Annotated in this window: 16 protein-coding genes; 7 read left to right on the forward strand and 9 right to left on the reverse strand. The window is 72.5% G+C overall.

Features of this window, described 5'->3' with window-relative positions; all coding sequences use genetic code 11:
* On the forward strand, window positions 1–960 hold a 960-nt coding region (locus AB0D01_RS22505), incomplete at its 5' end, for a biotin/lipoyl-containing protein (RefSeq protein ID WP_363057913.1).
* Between the two features lie 111 nt (window positions 961–1,071).
* Here AB0D01_RS22505 and AB0D01_RS22510 read toward each other — a convergent pair.
* Both AB0D01_RS22510 and AB0D01_RS22515 read right to left on the reverse strand, forming a co-directional pair.
* Complete coding sequence (locus tag AB0D01_RS22510) at window positions 1,072–2,052, reverse strand: DeoR/GlpR family DNA-binding transcription regulator (protein ID WP_363057915.1); 981 nt, start codon at window positions 2,050–2,052, stop codon at window positions 1,072–1,074.
* A gap of 187 nt (window positions 2,053–2,239) precedes the next feature.
* Complete coding sequence (locus tag AB0D01_RS22515) at window positions 2,240–3,679, reverse strand: NAD(P)H-quinone dehydrogenase (protein ID WP_363057917.1); 1,440 nt, start codon at window positions 3,677–3,679, stop codon at window positions 2,240–2,242.
* Window positions 3,680–3,999: 320 nt separating this feature from the next.
* Here AB0D01_RS22515 and AB0D01_RS22520 point away from each other — a divergent pair, with 320 nt between their 5' ends.
* From AB0D01_RS22520 to AB0D01_RS22530, 3 genes are all read left to right on the forward strand, one after another.
* Entirely contained in the window at window positions 4,000–4,437 is a 438-nt protein-coding gene (locus AB0D01_RS22520) for a gamma-glutamylcyclotransferase (protein ID WP_363057919.1), read from the forward strand.
* 183 nt (window positions 4,438–4,620) lie between these two features.
* Complete coding sequence (locus AB0D01_RS22525; protein WP_363057921.1) at window positions 4,621–5,427, forward strand: purine-nucleoside phosphorylase; 807 nt, start codon at window positions 4,621–4,623, stop codon at window positions 5,425–5,427.
* Window positions 5,428–5,458: 31 nt separating this feature from the next.
* Window positions 5,459–7,120: a phospho-sugar mutase gene (locus AB0D01_RS22530; RefSeq protein ID WP_363057923.1), complete on the forward strand. Its 1,662-nt coding sequence runs from the start codon at window positions 5,459–5,461 to the stop codon at window positions 7,118–7,120.
* A gap of 88 nt (window positions 7,121–7,208) precedes the next feature.
* On the opposite strand, the gene AB0D01_RS22535 is transcribed toward AB0D01_RS22530, so the two are convergent.
* Genes AB0D01_RS22535 through afsQ1 form a run of 3 tightly spaced genes read right to left on the reverse strand, consistent with a single transcriptional unit; the run spans window position 7,209 to window position 10,115 of the window.
* Complete coding sequence (locus AB0D01_RS22535) at window positions 7,209–7,970, reverse strand: hypothetical protein (protein ID WP_363057925.1); 762 nt, start codon at window positions 7,968–7,970, stop codon at window positions 7,209–7,211.
* On the reverse strand, window positions 7,954–9,441 hold the full coding sequence (locus AB0D01_RS22540) for a HAMP domain-containing sensor histidine kinase (RefSeq protein ID WP_363057927.1): 1,488 nt from the start codon (window positions 9,439–9,441) through the stop codon (window positions 7,954–7,956). The genes AB0D01_RS22535 and AB0D01_RS22540 overlap by 17 nt, the downstream gene beginning before the upstream one ends.
* Complete coding sequence (gene afsQ1, locus AB0D01_RS22545; protein ID WP_180291024.1) at window positions 9,438–10,115, reverse strand: two-component system response regulator AfsQ1; 678 nt, start codon at window positions 10,113–10,115, stop codon at window positions 9,438–9,440. Before afsQ1 ends, AB0D01_RS22540 begins: the two co-directional genes overlap by 4 nt.
* Before the next feature lie 175 nt (window positions 10,116–10,290).
* Between afsQ1 and AB0D01_RS22550 the strand changes: the two genes are divergently transcribed.
* Window positions 10,291–10,986: a SigE family RNA polymerase sigma factor gene (locus AB0D01_RS22550; RefSeq protein ID WP_363057929.1), complete on the forward strand. Its 696-nt coding sequence runs from the start codon at window positions 10,291–10,293 to the stop codon at window positions 10,984–10,986.
* 136 nt (window positions 10,987–11,122) lie between these two features.
* On the opposite strand, the gene AB0D01_RS22555 is transcribed toward AB0D01_RS22550, so the two are convergent.
* Entirely contained in the window at window positions 11,123–11,764 is a 642-nt protein-coding gene (locus AB0D01_RS22555; protein ID WP_363057931.1) for a uridine kinase, read from the reverse strand.
* Between the two features lie 155 nt (window positions 11,765–11,919).
* Between AB0D01_RS22555 and AB0D01_RS22560 the strand changes: the two genes are divergently transcribed.
* Entirely contained in the window at window positions 11,920–12,273 is a 354-nt protein-coding gene (locus AB0D01_RS22560) for a hypothetical protein (RefSeq protein ID WP_363057933.1), read from the forward strand.
* A gap of 305 nt (window positions 12,274–12,578) precedes the next feature.
* On the opposite strand, the gene AB0D01_RS22565 is transcribed toward AB0D01_RS22560, so the two are convergent.
* Genes AB0D01_RS22565 through deoC form a run of 3 tightly spaced genes read right to left on the reverse strand, consistent with a single transcriptional unit; the run spans window position 12,579 to window position 15,881 of the window.
* Window positions 12,579–13,478, reverse strand: coding sequence for an aldehyde dehydrogenase family protein (locus tag AB0D01_RS22565; RefSeq protein WP_363057935.1), 900 nt, complete (start codon window positions 13,476–13,478; stop codon window positions 12,579–12,581).
* Window positions 13,471–14,907 carry an aldehyde dehydrogenase family protein gene (locus AB0D01_RS22570; RefSeq protein ID WP_363057937.1) on the reverse strand — a complete coding sequence of 479 codons (1,437 nt, stop codon included), beginning with the start codon at window positions 14,905–14,907 and terminating at the stop codon, window positions 13,471–13,473. The genes AB0D01_RS22565 and AB0D01_RS22570 overlap by 8 nt, the downstream gene beginning before the upstream one ends.
* A gap of 5 nt (window positions 14,908–14,912) precedes the next feature.
* Complete coding sequence (gene deoC, locus AB0D01_RS22575; protein ID WP_363057939.1) at window positions 14,913–15,881, reverse strand: deoxyribose-phosphate aldolase; 969 nt, start codon at window positions 15,879–15,881, stop codon at window positions 14,913–14,915.
* A 118-nt stretch (window positions 15,882–15,999) separates the two neighbouring features.
* Here deoC and AB0D01_RS22580 point away from each other — a divergent pair, with 118 nt between their 5' ends.
* Window positions 16,000–16,650, forward strand: coding sequence for a PH domain-containing protein (locus AB0D01_RS22580; protein WP_363057941.1), 651 nt, complete (start codon window positions 16,000–16,002; stop codon window positions 16,648–16,650).
* Window positions 16,651–16,693 lie beyond the last annotated feature (43 nt).

Here is a 16,693-nt window from a genome sequence, read left to right on the forward strand (position 1 = left end):
GGCGCCGGCACCGTGGAGTTCCTCGTCTCCGCCGACGGCCTCATCTCCTTCCTCGAGGTCAACACCCGCCTCCAGGTCGAACACCCCGTCACCGAGGAAGTCTCCGGGATCGACCTGGTGCGCGAGATGTTCCGCATCGCCGACGGCGAGGCCCTCGGCTACGACGACCCGACCCTGCGCGGCCACTCCATCGAGTTCCGCATCAACGGCGAGGACCCCGGCCGCGGCTTCCTGCCCGCGCCCGGAACCGTCACCCGCTTCGCCGCCCCCACCGGCCCCGGCGTCCGCCTCGACGCCGGCGTCGAATCCGGCTCCGTCATCGGACCCGCCTGGGACTCCCTCCTCGCCAAACTCATCATCACCGGCGCCACCCGCGAACAGGCCCTCCAGCGCGCCGCCCGCGCCCTCGCCGAGTTCGAGATCGAGGGCATGGCCACCGCCATCCCCTTCCACCGCGCCGTGGTCACCGACCCCGCCTTCGCCCCCACCGACGACACCCCCTTCACCGTCCACACCCGCTGGATCGAAACCGAGTTCGTCAACGAGATCCCGGCGTTCACGGCCCCCGCGGCCGAGGACACCGAGGACGAGCCGGGCCGCGAGACGGTCGTCGTCGAGGTCGGCGGCAAGCGCCTGGAGGTCTCCCTGCCCTCCTCGCTGGGCATGACGCTGGCCCGCACCGCCGCCGCCGGTGGTGCCAAGCCCAAGCGTCGCGCCGCCAAGAAGTCCGGCCCCGCCGCCTCCGGCGACACCCTCGCCTCCCCGATGCAGGGCACCATCGTCAAGGTCGCCGTCGAGGAGGGCCAGCAGGTCAACGAGGGCGACCTCATCGTGGTCCTGGAGGCCATGAAGATGGAGCAGCCCCTCAACGCCCACCGCTCCGGCACCATCGTCGGCCTCAGCGCCGAGGTCGGCGCCTCCCTCACCTCCGGCGCCACCATCTGCGAGATCAAGGACTGACACCGGGTCACCCAGCCACACGACCCCACGGTCCTACGGTCCTACGGCCCCAAGGCCACACCGCGAAGGCCCCGCCCGGAACACCCGGGCGGGGCCTTCGCCGTACCGGCCCTATCGACGCCGCATGTCCGCGACGCGGGCGCGCTCTCCCGCCGCCTGCTGTTCCAGCATCGACGCGGGGGCGCTCCGCAGCCGGTCGGTGGGCCCGCCGCGTCGCTGGACCGGGAGGGGGGAGTCCCCGCGCCGGGGCCTGCGGCCCTGCATGCCGTCCCCGGCCGCGCCCGTACCGTGTCCGCCGCCGGAGGCGGGCGCGGAACCGGCCACGGTGATCTGTACGCCCTGGTCGGCCAGCGCCTGGAGTTCCGTGGCGGCCCGGTCGTCGTGCGCCGGGGGCTCGTCCGTCACCAGCCGCGTCATCACGTCGGTCGGCACCGTCTGGAACATCGTGTCGGTGCCGAGCTTCGTGTGGTCGGCGAGGACCACCACCTCGGCGGCCGCCTGCACCAGCGCCCGGTCCACGCTCGCGGAGAGCATGTTGGAGGTGGACAGGCCCCGCTCGGCGGTCAGGCCGCTCCCGGACAGGAAGGCGCGGGAGACCCGCAGCCCCTGGAGGGACTGTTCGGCGCCGCTGCCGACGAGGGCGTAGTTCGAACCGCGCAGGGTGCCGCCGGTCATCACCACCTCCACCCGGTTGGCGTGCGCCAGTGCCTGGGCGACGAGCAGCGAGTTGGTGACGACGGTCAGGCCGGGCACCCGGGCGAGCCGTCGGGCCAGCTCCTGGGTGGTGGTGCCCGCGCCGACGACGACGGCCTCGCCCTCTTCGACGAGGCCGGCCGCGACATCGGCGATGGCGGTCTTCTCCGCCGTCGCGAGATGGGACTTTTGCGGAAAGCCGGACTCCCGCGTGAAACCGCCCGGCAATACCGCACCGCCGTGTCGGCGGTCGAGGAGTCCTTCTGCCTCCAGTGCCCGCACGTCCCGCCGTACGGTCACTTCGGAGGTCTGGACGACGCGGGCGAGCTCACGGAGCGATACCGCACCGTTGGCGCGCACCATTTCGAGGATCAATTGGCGACGTTCTGCAGCGAACACGAAACTGACAGTAACCCGGACGACCGTCTGCTTTCAGCTCTTTGCGCCGGAATACCGAAGTTGTCCATACGGGAGGGCAACAGGTGGTATACGCGGTCCAGTTGTCGCCGGGAGCCCGGTTCCCCACCCGTCCCGCGACTCGCCAACCGCCCCAACCCCCGTGGGGGCGGGGGCGGTTGGCGCCGTACTACGCCTCGCTGCCGGTCTTGCGGGTGTGCAGCTGGCGGGCCACCTCGGCGATCGAGCCGGACAGCGAGGGGTACACGGTGAACGCGTTTGCGATCTGCTCGACCGTCAGGTTGTTGTCCACGGCGATCGAGATCGGGTGGATGAGCTCGCTCGCGCGCGGCGAGACGACGACGCCGCCGACGACGATGCCGGTGCCCGGACGGCAGAACATCTTCACGAAGCCGTCCCGGATGCCCTGCATCTTGGCGCGCGGGTTGCGCAGCAGGGGCAGCTTGACCACGCGGGCGTCGATCCGGCCCGCGTCCACGTCGGCCTGGGTGTAGCCGACGGTGGCGATCTCGGGGTCGGTGAAGACGTTGGAGGAGACCGTCTTGAGGTTCAGCGGGGCCACCGCGTCGCCGAGGAAGTGGTACATCGCGATGCGGCCCTGCATGGCGGCGACGGAGGCCAGCGCGAAGACGCCCGTCACGTCGCCGGCCGCGTAGACGCCGGGCGAGGAGGTGCGGGAGACCTTGTCGGTCCAGATGTGGCCGGACTCCTTGAGCCGGACGCCGGACTCCTCCAGGTTCATGTTCCGGGTGTTCGGGATGGCGCCGACGGCCATCAGGCAGTGCGTGCCGGTGAGGACGCGCCCGTCGGAGAGGGTGACCTCGACGCGGTCGCCGACGCGCTTGACGGACTCGGCGCGCGAGCGGCCGACGACGTTCATGCCGCGGCGGCGGAAGACGTCCTCCAGGACGGCGGCGGCGTCCGGGTCCTCGCCGGGCAGCACGCGGTCGCGGGAGGAGACCAGGGTGACGCGCGAGCCCAGGGCCTGGTAGGCGCCGGCGAACTCGGCGCCGGTGACGCCGGAACCGACCACGATGAGCTCCTCGGGGAGCTCCTCCAGGTCGTAGACCTGGGTCCAGTTGAGGATCCGCTCCCCGTCGGGCATGGCGTCGGGGATCTCGCGGGGGGTGCCGCCGGTGGCGATCAGGACCGCGTCGGCGGTGAGGATGGTCTCGGTGCCGTCGGCGGCGGTGACGATGACGTCCCGGGTGCCGTCGATGCCCTGCGGGCCGCCGAGCTTGCCGCGGCCGCGCATGACGCGGGCGCCGGCGCGGGTCACGGAGGCGGTGATGTCGTGGGACTGGGCCAGCGCGAGGCGCTTGACGCGCCGGTTGACCTTGCCGAGGTCCACGCCGACGACGCGCGCGGCCTGCTCGATGTGCGGGGTGTCGTCGGCGACGACGATGCCGAGTTCCTCGTACGACGAGTCGAAGGTCGTCATGACCTCGGCCGTCGCGATGAGCGTCTTCGAGGGGACGCAGTCGGTCAGGACCGACGCTCCGCCCAGACCGTCGCAGTCGACGACGGTCACCTCCGCGCCGAGCTGGGCCCCCACCAGGGCTGCCTCATACCCGCCGGGTCCGCCACCGATGATCACGATCCGGGTCACGAAAAGTCCGCCTCACGTCTACTAGGGCTCGGTTCGCTCCGGGGGCGCCCGAGTCGGCTCCAGGCCGGCGTGCGTCCTCGGTACGGCCCGTTCCGCGCCGTACCTCGGGGCGCTCGCCCTCCTCGCCGACGGGCCCCCTTGGGCTCACTCGCCGCTACCCGGCCGGCTGCCGCCCCGGCCGGTGTTCCGGGGGTTCTCCCCGGGGGATGCATTCCGTGCTCCATTGTCCCGCACGCTTCAAGGTGCTTCGTGCCCGGTCCCGCCATCCGGGGACCGACCGGGCACGCGTCCCCGCTCGCCCCTCCCGTACCCTCGACCCCATGTCGCTCTACGCCGCGTACGCCGGCAACCTCGACCCGCGGCTGATGACGCGCCGCGCTCCGCATTCGCCGCTGCGCGGCACGGGCTGGATCAACGACTGGCGGCTGACCTTCGGCGGCGAGCAGATGGGCTGGGAGGGGGCGCTGGCCACCATCGTGGAGGCTCCCCGGCAGCAGGTCTTCGTCGCCCTCTACGACATCGCCCCGCTCGACGAGGACTCCATGGACCGGTGGGAGGGCGTCGGGCTCGACATCTACCGCCGCATGCGGGTGCGGGTGCACACCCTGGACGGCGAGGAGGCCGCCTGGGTGTACGTCCTGAACGGTTACGAGGGCGGACTGCCCTCGGCGCGCTACCTGGGCGAGATCGCCGACGCCGCCGAATCGGCGGGCGCCCCGCACGACTACGTGATGGAGCTGCGCAAGCGCCCCTGCTGACCCGGCGGCCCCTGCCGGCCCGGTGCCCCCGTCGCCCCCTGCGGGCCCGTCACGGCGCCCCTCGCGCCCCCGGGACGTATCGCCCCGCCCCGGACCATTCGGCGGAAACGACAAGGCAACGATCCGAACACCGTGAGCTGCGCCATCTACGCGCGTAGGCGAAGAGCGGCTACGCTCGTCCGCGTGAACGCATCTGTTACCGACCCCTTCGCCGCCGCCGACGCCGCCGCCGCCCGCCTCCGCGAGCTGACGGGCGTGGAGACCCACGACGTCGCCCTCGTCATGGGCTCCGGCTGGGCCCCCGCCGCCGAGGCCCTCGGCGCCCCCGAGACCGAGTTCCTCGTCACCGAGCTGCCCGGCTTCCCGCCCGCCGCCGTCGAGGGCCACGGCGGCAAGATCCGCTCCTACAAGATCGGCGACAAGCGAGCGCTGGTCTTCCTCGGCCGGACCCACTTCTACGAGGGCCGCGGCGTCGCCGCCGTCGCCCACGGTGTCCGCACCGCCGTCGCCGCCGGTTGCAAGACCGTCGTGCTGACCAACGGCTGTGGCGGCCTGCGCGAGGGCATGAAGCCCGGCCAGCCGGTCCTGATCAGCGACCACCTGAACCTCACCGCGACCTCGCCGATCGTCGGCGCGAACTTCGTGGACCTCACCGACCTGTACTCGCCGCGCCTGCGCGCGATGTGCAAGGAGATCGACGCCTCCCTCGAAGAGGGCGTCTACGTGCAGTTCCCCGGCCCGCACTACGAGACCCCGGCCGAGATCAACATGATCCGCGTCATGGGTGCCGACCTGGTCGGCATGTCCACCGTGCTGGAGGCCATCGCCGCCCGTGAGGCCGGCGCCGAGGTGCTGGGCATCTCCCTGGTCACCAACCTGGCCGCGGGCCTGTCCGGCGAGCCGCTCAACCACGAAGAGGTCCTCCAGGCCGGCCGCGACTCGGCCGCCCGCATGGGCACGCTGCTGACGCAGGTCCTCGCCCGCATCTGACCGACGACGTACGAGAGGTAAGGCGGAAGCCGTGCAGGAACAGGCACAGGACGACCTGATCACCCGGGCGCAGGCCTGGCTGGCCGAGGACCCGGACCCGGAGACGGCGGCGGAGCTCGCGGCCCTGCTGGAGGCGGGCGACACCGCGGAGCTCGCGGACCGCTTCTCGGGCACGCTCCAGTTCGGCACCGCCGGACTGCGCGGTGAGATCGGCGCGGGTCCGATGCGGATGAACCGCGGCGTGGTCATCCGGGCGGCGGCGGGCCTGGCGGCCTACCTGAAGGACCAGGGGCACGCCGGAGGTCTGGTCGTCGTCGGCTACGACGCGCGCTACAAGTCGGCGGACTTCGCCCGTGACACGGCCGCCGTGATGATCGGCGCCGGGCTGCGCGCGGCCGTCCTGCCGCGGCCGCTGCCGACGCCGGTCCTCGCGTACGCCATAAGGCACCTGGGCGCCGTCGCGGGCGTCGAGGTGACCGCGAGCCACAACCCGCCCCGGGACAACGGCTACAAGGTCTACCTGGGCGACGGCTCGCAGATCGTCTCCCCGGCGGACGTCGAGATCGCCGCGCGGATCGACCGCGTGACCACCCTCGCGTCCGTCCCCCGGCCGGAGTCCGGCTGGGAGGAGCTCGGCGACGAGGTGCTGGAGGCCTACCTGGCCCGCACGGACGCCGTCCTGACCCCGGGCTCCCCGCGCGGGGTGCGGACCGTCTACACGGCCATGCACGGCGTCGGCAAGGACGTGGTCATGGCGGCCTTCGCCCGGCACGGCTTCCCGGCCCCGGTGCTGGTCGCCGGGCAGGCGGAGCCGGACCCGGCCTTCCCGACGGTGGCCTTCCCCAACCCGGAGGAGCCGGGCGCGATGGACCTGTCCTTCGCGAAGGCCGCCGAGGTGGTCCCGGACATCGTGATCGCGAACGACCCGGACGCCGACCGCTGCGCGGTGGCCGTCCCGGACGACGCGTCCGCGTCGGGCTGGCGCATGCTGCGCGGCGACGAGGTCGGCGCACTGCTGGCGGCGCACCTGGTGCACAAGGGCGCCCGGGGCGTCTTCGCCGAGTCGATCGTCTCCTCCTCGCTGCTGGGGCGGATCGCGGAGTCGGCCGGGGTCGGCCACGAGGAGACCCTGACGGGCTTCAAGTGGATCGCCCGCGTCGAGGGCCTGCGCTACGGCTACGAGGAGGCGCTCGGCTACTGCGTCGACCCCGAGGGCGTCCGCGACAAGGACGGCGTCACCGCCGCGCTGCTGGTGGCGGAGCTGGCCTCGGAGCTGAAGGAGCAGGGCCGCACCCTGAGCGACCTGCTGGACGACCTGGCGATGGCCCACGGCCTGCACGCCACCGACCAGCTGTCGGTCCGCGTCTCGGACCTGTCGGTCATCGCCTCGGCGATGGCGGCCCTGCGGGCCGAGCCGCCGGTGTCCCTGGCGGGCCTGCGCGTCGCCTCGGCGGAGGACCTGAGCCGGGGCACCGGGACGCTGCCGCCCACGGACGGCCTGCGGTACTACCTGGAGGGCGACTACAAGGCCCGGGTGATCGTCCGCCCGTCGGGTACGGAGCCGAAGCTCAAGTGCTACCTGGAGGTCGTGGTCCCGGTGGCCGAGGCCTCCGACCTCGCCTCGGCCCGCGCCACGGGTCAGGGCGTCCTGGACTCGATCAAGAAGGACCTCGCGGCCGCGATGGGCCTCTAGTCCTCCGGATCGTCCCCCGTACGAAGACCGGCCCCGGACCTCCTGGTCCGGGGCCGGTCTTCGTGCGTCCGCTCCGTGCGGTCGGGCGTCAGCTCTTCGACGGGGTGGGCGTCGGTTCGGAGGCCGACGGTTCGGCCGGGGCGCCGCGCAGCGGCGACGGCGTGGGCGTGGGCGCCGACGGCGACGGTGACGTCGAGGGGCCGGGGCTGCCCGAGGCGGTGGCCGGGGTGGTGCCCGGCCGGACGACGTCGCCCAGCGTCGGGACCGCCTCCGGACGGGCGCGGACGGCGTCGCTGCACTCCCAGGCCCGCGGCGGGTCGGCGTCCGGCCCGCCCAGCACGATCGGGCCCGTGCCCGCGGAGAGCGCGTCGCTGTCCGACAGGGTGCACACGATCTGCGACAGCGCCACCGGCGGCAGGTCCTCCGGCTTGCGGCTGAGCCGTACGGTGCCCACCGGGTCCCCGGCGCGCGGCGCGGCGGCCGTCAGTCCGGCCGGGACCCCGGTGGTGAAGCCGGCGTCCCGTTCGCCCGCGGTGGGCTCCTTCTGGAGGGCCTCCAGCAGGGCCTGGGTGACGAGCGCCACCGCGTCCCGCGCCGGCCGCTTCTCCGGTACGGGGACCAGCCGCTCCACGCCCACCAGCTGCGATCCGCACACCAGTTCCACCGTGGTCCGGAACCCCTGCACCCCGCTCTGGCCCGAGGGGGCCTCGTCCGGGTTCTCGCAGGACACCCGGGACGGCGCCGCGCCCACGTCGACCGGCACGGTCGTCGCCCTGATCCCGCACCCCGCGAGGCCGCCGAGGGCGCACAGGCCCACCACGACCGTCAGGGCCCTACGCCTCCACGTCACCGGCGATCACCTTCCCCACGTCCACCGGCAGCCGCAGCGTGAACACGGCGCCGCCCCCGTCCCCGTTCTCGGCGGTGATGTCACCGCCGTGGATGTGCGCGTTCTCCACCGCGATCGACAGCCCGAGCCCGCTGCCGTCCGACTTCGGCCGGGACGCGCTCGCCTTGTAGAAGCGGTCGAAGACGTGCGGCAGCACCTCTTCGGGGATGCCCGGCCCGTTGTCCTTGACCGCGATCACCAGCCACTCCCCCTCCACGCGCACCGACACCCGCACCGGCGATCCGCCGTGCTTGAGCGCGTTGCCGATCAGGTTGGCCAGGATCACGTCCAGGCGCCGCGGGTCGAGGCGGGCCACGATCCCGCGCCCGGCGTCGAGTTCCACGGCGTCGAGCCAGGCCCGCGCGTCGATGCAGGCCGTGACCTGGTCGGCGACGTTCACGTCGTCCAGGACCAGGCGTGCGGTGCCCGCGTCGAAGCGGGTGACCTCCATCAGGTTCTCCACCAGGTCGTTGAGCCGTCGGGTCTCGCTGACCACCAGGCCCACGGCCGGCGCGATCATCGGGTCGAGGCCGTCGACCTCTTCCTCCAGCACCTCGGCGACGGCGGTCAACGCCGTGAGCGGGGTGCGCAGTTCGTGCGACATGTCGGCGACGAACCGCCGGCTCGCCTCCTCGCGGGCGCTCATGTCGGCGACCTTCTTCTCCAGCGCCTCCGCCGTCGTGTTGAAGGTGTGCGAGAGGTCGGCGAGCTCGTCGGTGCCCGACACGTCCAGCCGGTGGTCGAGTTCGCCCTCGCCCAGCCGGCGCGCGGCCTCCCCGAGCCGTTGCACGGGTCGCAGGACCGTGCGCGCCGCCGCCTGCGCGAGCAGCGCGGAGCACAGCAGCGCGAGCCCGGTGGCGATGGTCAGGGACCAGCCCAGCGCGTTGAGGTCGTCGCGTTCGGTGGCCAGCGACTTGTACATGTAGCCGGTCGGGCCGCCGCCCACGATGCGGGTGCCGCCGACCAGGTAGGGGTTGCCGCCGGGCTTCGTCCGCTGCCAGTACATGTGGTACTCGGCGTCGTTGGCGGCGGTCGTCTTCTGCCGGTCGTTGACGGCGCTCTGGAGGGACTTCGGTACGTCGTCCAGCCCGAAGGAGTCGGAGCCGGCCGCGCCGAACACCTCGCGGCCGTCCTTGCGCGCGTGCACCAGGAGCACGCTGTACCCGGGGCTGCTGCCCGCCATCAGCTCGGCGGTGCGCTGGAGCTCCTCGGGGGTCGGGTCGGCGGGCAGGGCCGCGGCCCGGTTCTGCATCTCCTGGCGGAAGTCGCCGAGGGCGGCGTCCTGCGTACGGGTCAGGACCGCCTCGCGGTTGAGCCAGTACGCGATCCCGGACGCGGAGACGGCGGCCGTCAGCGCGACGAGGGCGAACACGAAGAGCAGGCGCAGCCGCAGGCTGGTCCAGCGCCGGCCCGCGAACAGGGCCTTGATCACTGCGGTGAGTCCAGCCGGTAGCCGACGCCGCGGACGGTACGAATCAAGGTGGGCGAGGAGGGCACTTCCTCCACCTTGGCGCGCAGCCGCTGCACGCAGGCGTCGACGAGGCGCGAGTCGCCGAGGTAGTCGTGCTCCCACACCAGGCGCAGCAACTGCTGGCGGGACAGGGCCTGGCCGGGGCGGCGGCTCAGTTCCAGCAGCAGCCGCAGCTCGGTCGGGGTGAGCTGGAGGTCCTCGCCGTTCTTCGTCACCGTCATCGCGGCCCGGTCGATGACCAGGGAGCCGAAGACGGCGGAGTCGCTGGCCTCCCGTTCGCCGCGGCGCAGCACGGCGCGGATCCGGGCGTCGAGCACGCGTCCCTGGACGGGTTTGACGACGTAGTCGTCGGCGCCGGACTCCAGGCCCACGACGACATCGATGTCGTCACTGCGCGCGGTCAGCAGGATGATCGGCAGCTGGTCGGTGCGGCGGATCCGCCGGCAGACCTCGAAGCCGTCGATCCCGGGCAGCATCACGTCGAGCACGATCAGGTCCGGCCGCTGCTCGCGCAGCAGTTTCAGGCCGTCCTCGCCCGTCGCCGCGGTGGCCACACGGTGGCCCTGGCGTGACAGGGAAAGTTCGAGGGCCGTGCGGATGGCGTCGTCGTCCTCGATCAGCAACAGGAAAGGCACGCGCTCATTCTGTCCCATCGACCCTCGGGACTTCGACCGTCGGGCGCCACGGATCCGGCCACGGGTGGCTGTGACAGGCCTGTGACAGTCGAAGGACACCCCGGTTATGTCCGGCGGGCAGGCTTCTGTCATCAACACGACGGACCGAAGCAGACTCCACGACGGGGGGCGCGAGATGAACACGCTGCACAGCACCACGACCAGCGCGGTTGTCACGCGGCTGCACGATGTGAACCGCCGGGCGGGTGTCCGTACGGTGCCGGTCGCCCGTCCGCGACCGGCGCACGTCACAGCCATTGACGCGAACCAGTACCAGGCGGTTCCCGCACCGCGCTCCACGTCCTCCGCCTCGGAGGCCGAGTTCACGGCGTACGTGCAGGAGCGGCGGGCCGCGCTCTTCGCGACGGCCTTCCACCTCACCGGCGACCGCCACGAGGCCGAGGACCTGTTGCAGAGCGCGCTGTTCTCCACCTACCGCGCCTGGGACCGCATCAGCGACAAGGCGGCGGTGGGCGGCTACCTGCGCCGCACCATGACGAACCTGCACATCAGCGCGTGGCGCCGGCGCAAGCTGAACGAGTACCCGACCGAGGAACTGCCGGAGACGGCCTCCGACACGGACGCGATGCGCGGCACCGAGCTGCGCGCCGTGCTGTGGCAGGCGCTGGCCCGCATTCCGGAGCCGCAGCGCACGATGCTGGTGCTGCGGTACTACGAGGGCCGCACGGACCCGGAGATCGCCGAGATCCTGGGCATCAGCGTCGGCACCGTGAAGTCGAGCATCTGGCGCTCGCTGCGCCGCCTGCGCGACGACGAGGTGCTGAGCTTCGGCCGTGACGAGGCGGAGTCCTTCGGGGAGCTCGTCGCGTAGCCGACACGAACCATCGGGCCAAGGGGGTCCGTCCTACGGGGGTGGGACGGAGGCCACGGGGGGAAAGCGCGGGGTCGACCGGCCATGGGGGTCCGGTCGGCCCCGCGCACCCATGTCCGGGGGCCGTACGGCCTGGCTAGGCGGCGGGGGCGCCGGTCGCCGAGCGGTGCCGGCCGGCCGCGGCGGCGGCGAGCCGTCCGAGGGCCTCGTCGCGGCCGCAGGGGTGCGCGCCGAGCGTGACGTGCCGGGCCACGATGCCGCGTTCGGCCCGCATCAGGCGCAGGCCGCGGCGCAGCAGGAAGAACGGGGACTTGCGGCCTTCGCGCAGGTCGCGCACGAAGCGGCGGCGGAAGGTGGTCGAGGGCCGACCGCGCAGGCAGATCGCGTCGGCGAGCAGGCCGAGTTCCTGGCAGCGGACCGCGATGTCGGCGGCGAAGATGCCCTCGGCGATGAACAGCGGCGTGCGCGAGATGTCGAGGGTGTCGGTGCCGGTGCGGGAGCTGGTGGAGATGTCGTAGACCGGGACCTCGGTGCGGCCGGAGCGGCACAGTTCGGCGACGGCGGCGACGGCCACGTCCGCGTCCCAGGACTGCGGGGAGTCCCAGTCGATGTCGGAGCTCCCCTCGACCAGCGGGAGGGTCGGGTCCGTGCATTCCTTGTAGAAGTCGTCGAGGCGCAGTACGGGCAGCCCTGAGCGAGCCGCGAGCGAGGACTTGCCGGAACCCGAGGGACCGGTCAACAGGACGACACGCGTAGGCAAGGCAGGGGAACGGCTCACGGGACACCAGTGTGAGGCATGACCGGGGTTATCAACACATTGGAGACGAACGCTGCGAGAACCCTCACACCCGGCCGGGCGGCGCCGGTTGGAACCGGAGGAGCCGCCTCGACTACCCTGTGTGGCCACGCGACTACGACCACAGGCGGGAACCCATGGCACGTCACGCACATTCCGACCCCTCGAAGCGGCTCCGTTCGGCGGGCCTGACCCTGTCCATGGCCGGTGCGGCCCTGGCGATGGCCGCCGGTGGGGCGCAGGCGGGCGAGTTGTCCGTACCGGCGGCCCTGGCGGGTGTCACGGACCCGATCGCGAACCTCAAGGTGAATCCGCTGGCCCACACCGGCGTGGATCCGCTGGACAACGGGGTGGCCACGAAGGTCGCCGATTTCCCGTCGGTGGGCACGGGCATGGTCACGGGCATCCTGACGCAGGGCCCGTCGGTGTCCGAACTCCCGACGGCGGCGGCCTCGTCCCTGCTGGGCCCCCTGAACGGCGCCGCCCGCTGACCGTCCCGAAGCGCGCGAACCCCCGGCAGCACGGGGGTGGCTGCCGGGGGTGGTCCTTTCGCGGCCGATGAGCCGAAGGCGCGTCGCGTCCGCCCCCTTCGCAGCCCGCACGGGCGAGTGAGCCGAAGGGGGCGCGTCGGCGCCCGCCCTCCGCCCCCCCTTCGCAGCCCGCACGGGCGAGTGAGCCGAAGGGGGCGCGTCGGCGAAGGAGGGCGAACGCCCGGAGGAAACGCGAGGAACGAGCGTTTTCGAGGACGTACGCCCTCCTGGAGCCGACTGCCGCGCCCCCGGAGGCGAACCGAGCCCTAGTAGGACGAGCCGCCGGCGCCGATGGAGCCCGTCGGGTGCCAGACCGTCTTGGTCTCCAGGAAGGCCGTCATGCGCGACGTGCCCGGGTCGGCGTTCCAGTCGTCCACAGGCTGTGGACGCAGGACGCGCTTGAGGTTGTCAGCCGCGGCGATCTCCAGTTCCTTGGCGAGGGCGGTGTCGGCCCCGGCCAGGTCGATCGCGTTGACGTCCTGGTGGGAGGCCAGGTGCGGGCCCATCTCGGCGGCCTTGCCGGAGAGGATGTTGACGACTCCGCCGGGCAGGTCGGAGGTGGCCAGCACCTCGCCCAGGGAGAGCGCCGGGAGGGGCGCCTTCTCCGAGGCGATGACGACCGCGGTGTTGCCGGTGGCGATGACGGGGGCGATCACCGAGACCAGGCCGAGGAAGGAGGAGTCCTGCGGGGCCACGACCGTGACCACGCCGGTGGGTTCCGGGGTGGACAGGTTGAAGAAGGGGCCCGCGACGGGGTTGGCGCCGCCCACGATCTGGGTGATCTTGTCGGTCCAGCCCGCGTACCAGACCCAGCGGTCGATCGCGGCGTCGACGACGGCGGCGGCCTTGGACTTCGACAGTCCCTCGGCCTCGCCGACCTCGCGGACGAACTGCTCGCGGCGGCCCTCCAGCATCTCGGCGATGCGGTAGAGGATCTGTCCGCGGTTGTAGGCGGTCGCGCCGGACCAGCCGCCGAAGGCCTTGCGGGCCGCGACGACCGCGTCACGCGCGTCCTTGCGGGAGGACAGCGGGGCGTTGGCCAGCCACTTGCCCTTCGAGTCCGTCACTTCGTACACCCGGCCGCTCTCGGAGCGGGGGAACTTGCCCCCGACGTACAGCTTGTAGGTCTTGAAGACGTTCAGGCGCGTGGTCGTCGACTCAGACATCGAGGTATGCCTCCAGGCCGTGGCGACCGCCCTCGCGGCCGAAGCCCGACTCCTTGTAGCCGCCGAAGGGCGAGGTCGGGTCGAACTTGTTGAACGTGTTGGCCCAGACGACGCCGGCGCGGAGCTTGTTGGCGACGGCGAGGATGCGCGAGCCCTTCTCCGTCCAGATGCCGGCGGACAGGCCGTACTGGCTGTTGTTGGCCTTCGCGACGGCCTCGTCGGGCGTGCGGAAGGTCAGGACGGACAGCACGGGGCCGAAGATCTCGTCGCGGGCGACGGTGTGCGCCTGGGTGACGTTCGTGAAGAGCGTCGGGGCGAACCAGTAGCCGGAGGACGGCAGCTCGCAGGCCGGGGACCAGCGCTCGGCGCCCTCGGCCTCGCCGGTCTCGGCGAGCGCCGTGATCCGGGCGAGCTGCTCGGCGGAGTTGATCGCGCCGATGTCGGTGTTCTTGTCGAGGGGGTCGCCCAGGCGCAGCGTGGAGAGGCGGCGCTTGAGGGAGTCCAGCAGCTCGTCGTGGATCGACTCCTGGACCAGCAGGCGGGAGCCCGCGCAGCAGACCTGGCCCTGGTTGAAGAAGATGCCGGTGACGATGCCCTCGACGGCCTGGTCGATGGGGGCGTCGTCGAAGACGATGTTGGCGCCCTTGCCGCCCAGCTCCAGGGTGACCTTCTTGTCGGTGCCGGCGATCGAGCGGGCGATGGCCTTGCCGACGGCGGTGGAGCCGGTGAAGGCGACCTTGTTGACGTCCGGGTGCTCGACGAGGGCAGCGCCCGCGTCGCCGTAGCCGGTGAGGATGTTGACGACGCCCCGGGGCAGGCCCGCCTGGCGGCAGATGTCCGCGAAGAACAGCGCCGACAGCGGCGTGGTCTCGGCGGGCTTGAGGACGACGGTGTTGCCCGCGGCGAGCGCCGGGGCGATCTTCCACGCGAGCATCAGCAGCGGGAAGTTCCAGGGGATGACCTGGCCGGCCACGCCGAGGGGGCGCGGGTCGGCGCCGTAGCCCGCGTGGTCGAGCTTGTCGGCCCAGCCCGCGTAGTAGAAGAAGTGGGCGGCGACCAGCGGGAGGTCCGCGTCGCGGGTCTCCTTGATCGGCTTGCCGTTGTCCAGGGTTTCCAGGACGGCGAGCTCGCGGCTGCGCTCCTGGATGATCCGGGCGATGCGGAAGAGGTACTTGGCGCGCTCGGAGCCGGGCAGCGCGGACCACTTCTCGAAGGCCTTGCGGGCGGCCTTGACGGCGCGGTCGACGTCGGCGGCGCCGGCCTGGGCGACCTCGGAGAGGACCTCCTCCGAGGAGGGGGAGACGGTCTTGAAGACCTTGCCGTCGGCGGCTTCGACGAACTCGCCGTCGATGAAGAGGCCGTAGGAGGGCGCGATGTCGACGACGGACCGCGACTCGGGGGCCGGTGCGTACTCGAAGAGGGATGCCATGGTGATCAGTCCACCGTCACGTAGTCGGGGCCGGAGTAACGCCCGGTGCTCAGCTTCTGGCGCTGCATGAGCAGGTCGTTCAGCAGGCTGGAGGCGCCGAAGCGGAACCATTCGTTGGTCAGCCAGTCCGCGCCGGCGGTCTCGTTGACCAGGACCAGGAACTTGATGGCGTCCTTGGTGGTGCGGATGCCGCCGGCCGGCTTCACGCCGATCTGGATGCCGGTCTGCGCCTTGAAGTCGCGGACGGCTTCGAGCATCAGCAGCGTGTTGGCGGGGGTGGCGTTGACGCCGACCTTGCCGGTGGAGGTCTTGATGAAGTCGGCGCCGGCGAGCATGCCGATCCAGGAGGCGCGGCGGATGTTGTCGTAGGTCGACAGTTCGCCGGTCTCGAAGATGACCTTCAGGCGGGCGGCGGTGCCGTCGGGGCGGACGCACGCCTCCTTGACGGCCTTGATCAGCTCGTACGTCTCCAGGTAGCGGCCGGCGAGGAAGGCGCCACGGTCGATGACCATGTCGATCTCGTCGGCGCCGGCGGCGACGGCGTCGCGGGTGTCGGCGAGCTTGACGGGCAGGGCCGCGCGGCCGGCCGGGAAGGCGGTGGCGACGGAGGCGACCTTGACGTCGGCGCCGTTCAGCGCGGCCTTGGCGGTGGCCACCATGTCGGGGTAGACGCAGACCGCGGCGGTCATGGGCGTCGTACGGTCGAGGGGGTCGGGGTTGACGGCCTTGGCGGAGAGCGCCCGGACCTTGCCCGGGGTGTCAGCGCCTTCGAGCGTCGTCAGGTCGATCATCGAGATGGCCAGGTCGATGGCGTACGCCTTGGCCGTCGTCTTGATCGAACGGGTGCCGAGGGAGGCCGCGCGGGCCTCCAGTCCGACCGTGTCGACGCCGGGCAGCCCGTGCAGGAAGCGGCGCAGCGCACTGTCGGACGTCGTCACGTCAGCGAATGCGGTGAGGGTGGTGGGCATGGTCACCACATGAGCATATCTACGCGCGTAGCGACCTGTCACCCCCCTCGGCGCACATATGGGCGTGACGTCCACCATCGGTGCGGCCGGGCCGGCCGCGGACCCGTACGGCAGAATCGGCGCCATGACTACGCCCTCCCCCCACGAGCCGGTCTACGACGACCGCGTCTACCGCTCCTCCATGGCCGTCGTCACCGGGGTGCTGCTGCTCGCGCTCATCGGCTGGCTGTGCGGGGACGCCGTCGTGCGCGGCGGGGGCTCGGCGCGCTGGACCGCGCTGGCCGTCGCCCTGTTCGCCGTGCCCATGACGATCGCCTTCACGGTCCGGCCGGCCGTCTTCGCCAACGACGACCGGATGCGGATCCGCAATCCCTTCCGGGTGATCGAGCTGCCCTGGGGCGCCGTGGACGCGGTGCGCGCCGGGTACTCGGCGGAGGTGCTGGCCGAGGGGTCGAAGTACCAGCTGTGGTCGGTGCCGGTGTCGCTGCGCGAGCGCAAGAAGGCGGCCCGCACCTTCAGCCGGCGCGAGGCGTTGGGCGGCAAGGGCCAAGGCCGCGGCGCGGGCGTCGCCGGAACGCCGACCCCGGCCGCGGCCCCCGAGGGCCCGCCGCGGGCGGCGGCCGACAAGGTCATCGACGAGCTGCGCGAACTCGCCGAGCGCGGCGCGGCGCGCCCCGGCGCGCAGGGCTCCGTCTCGGTGCGCTGGGCCTACGAGATCATCGTCCCGGCCGTCGTGGGCGCGGTGGCCCTCGTCGTCCTGTGGGCCACGGGCTGAGTCCCGCGGCCCACCGGCCCGCCGGCGGGCGACGCGGCCCCGC

Origin of the sequence: Streptomyces sp. NPDC048606, from assembly GCF_040650855.1 — a bacterium.
Lineage (GTDB): Bacteria > Actinomycetota > Actinomycetes > Streptomycetales > Streptomycetaceae > Streptomyces.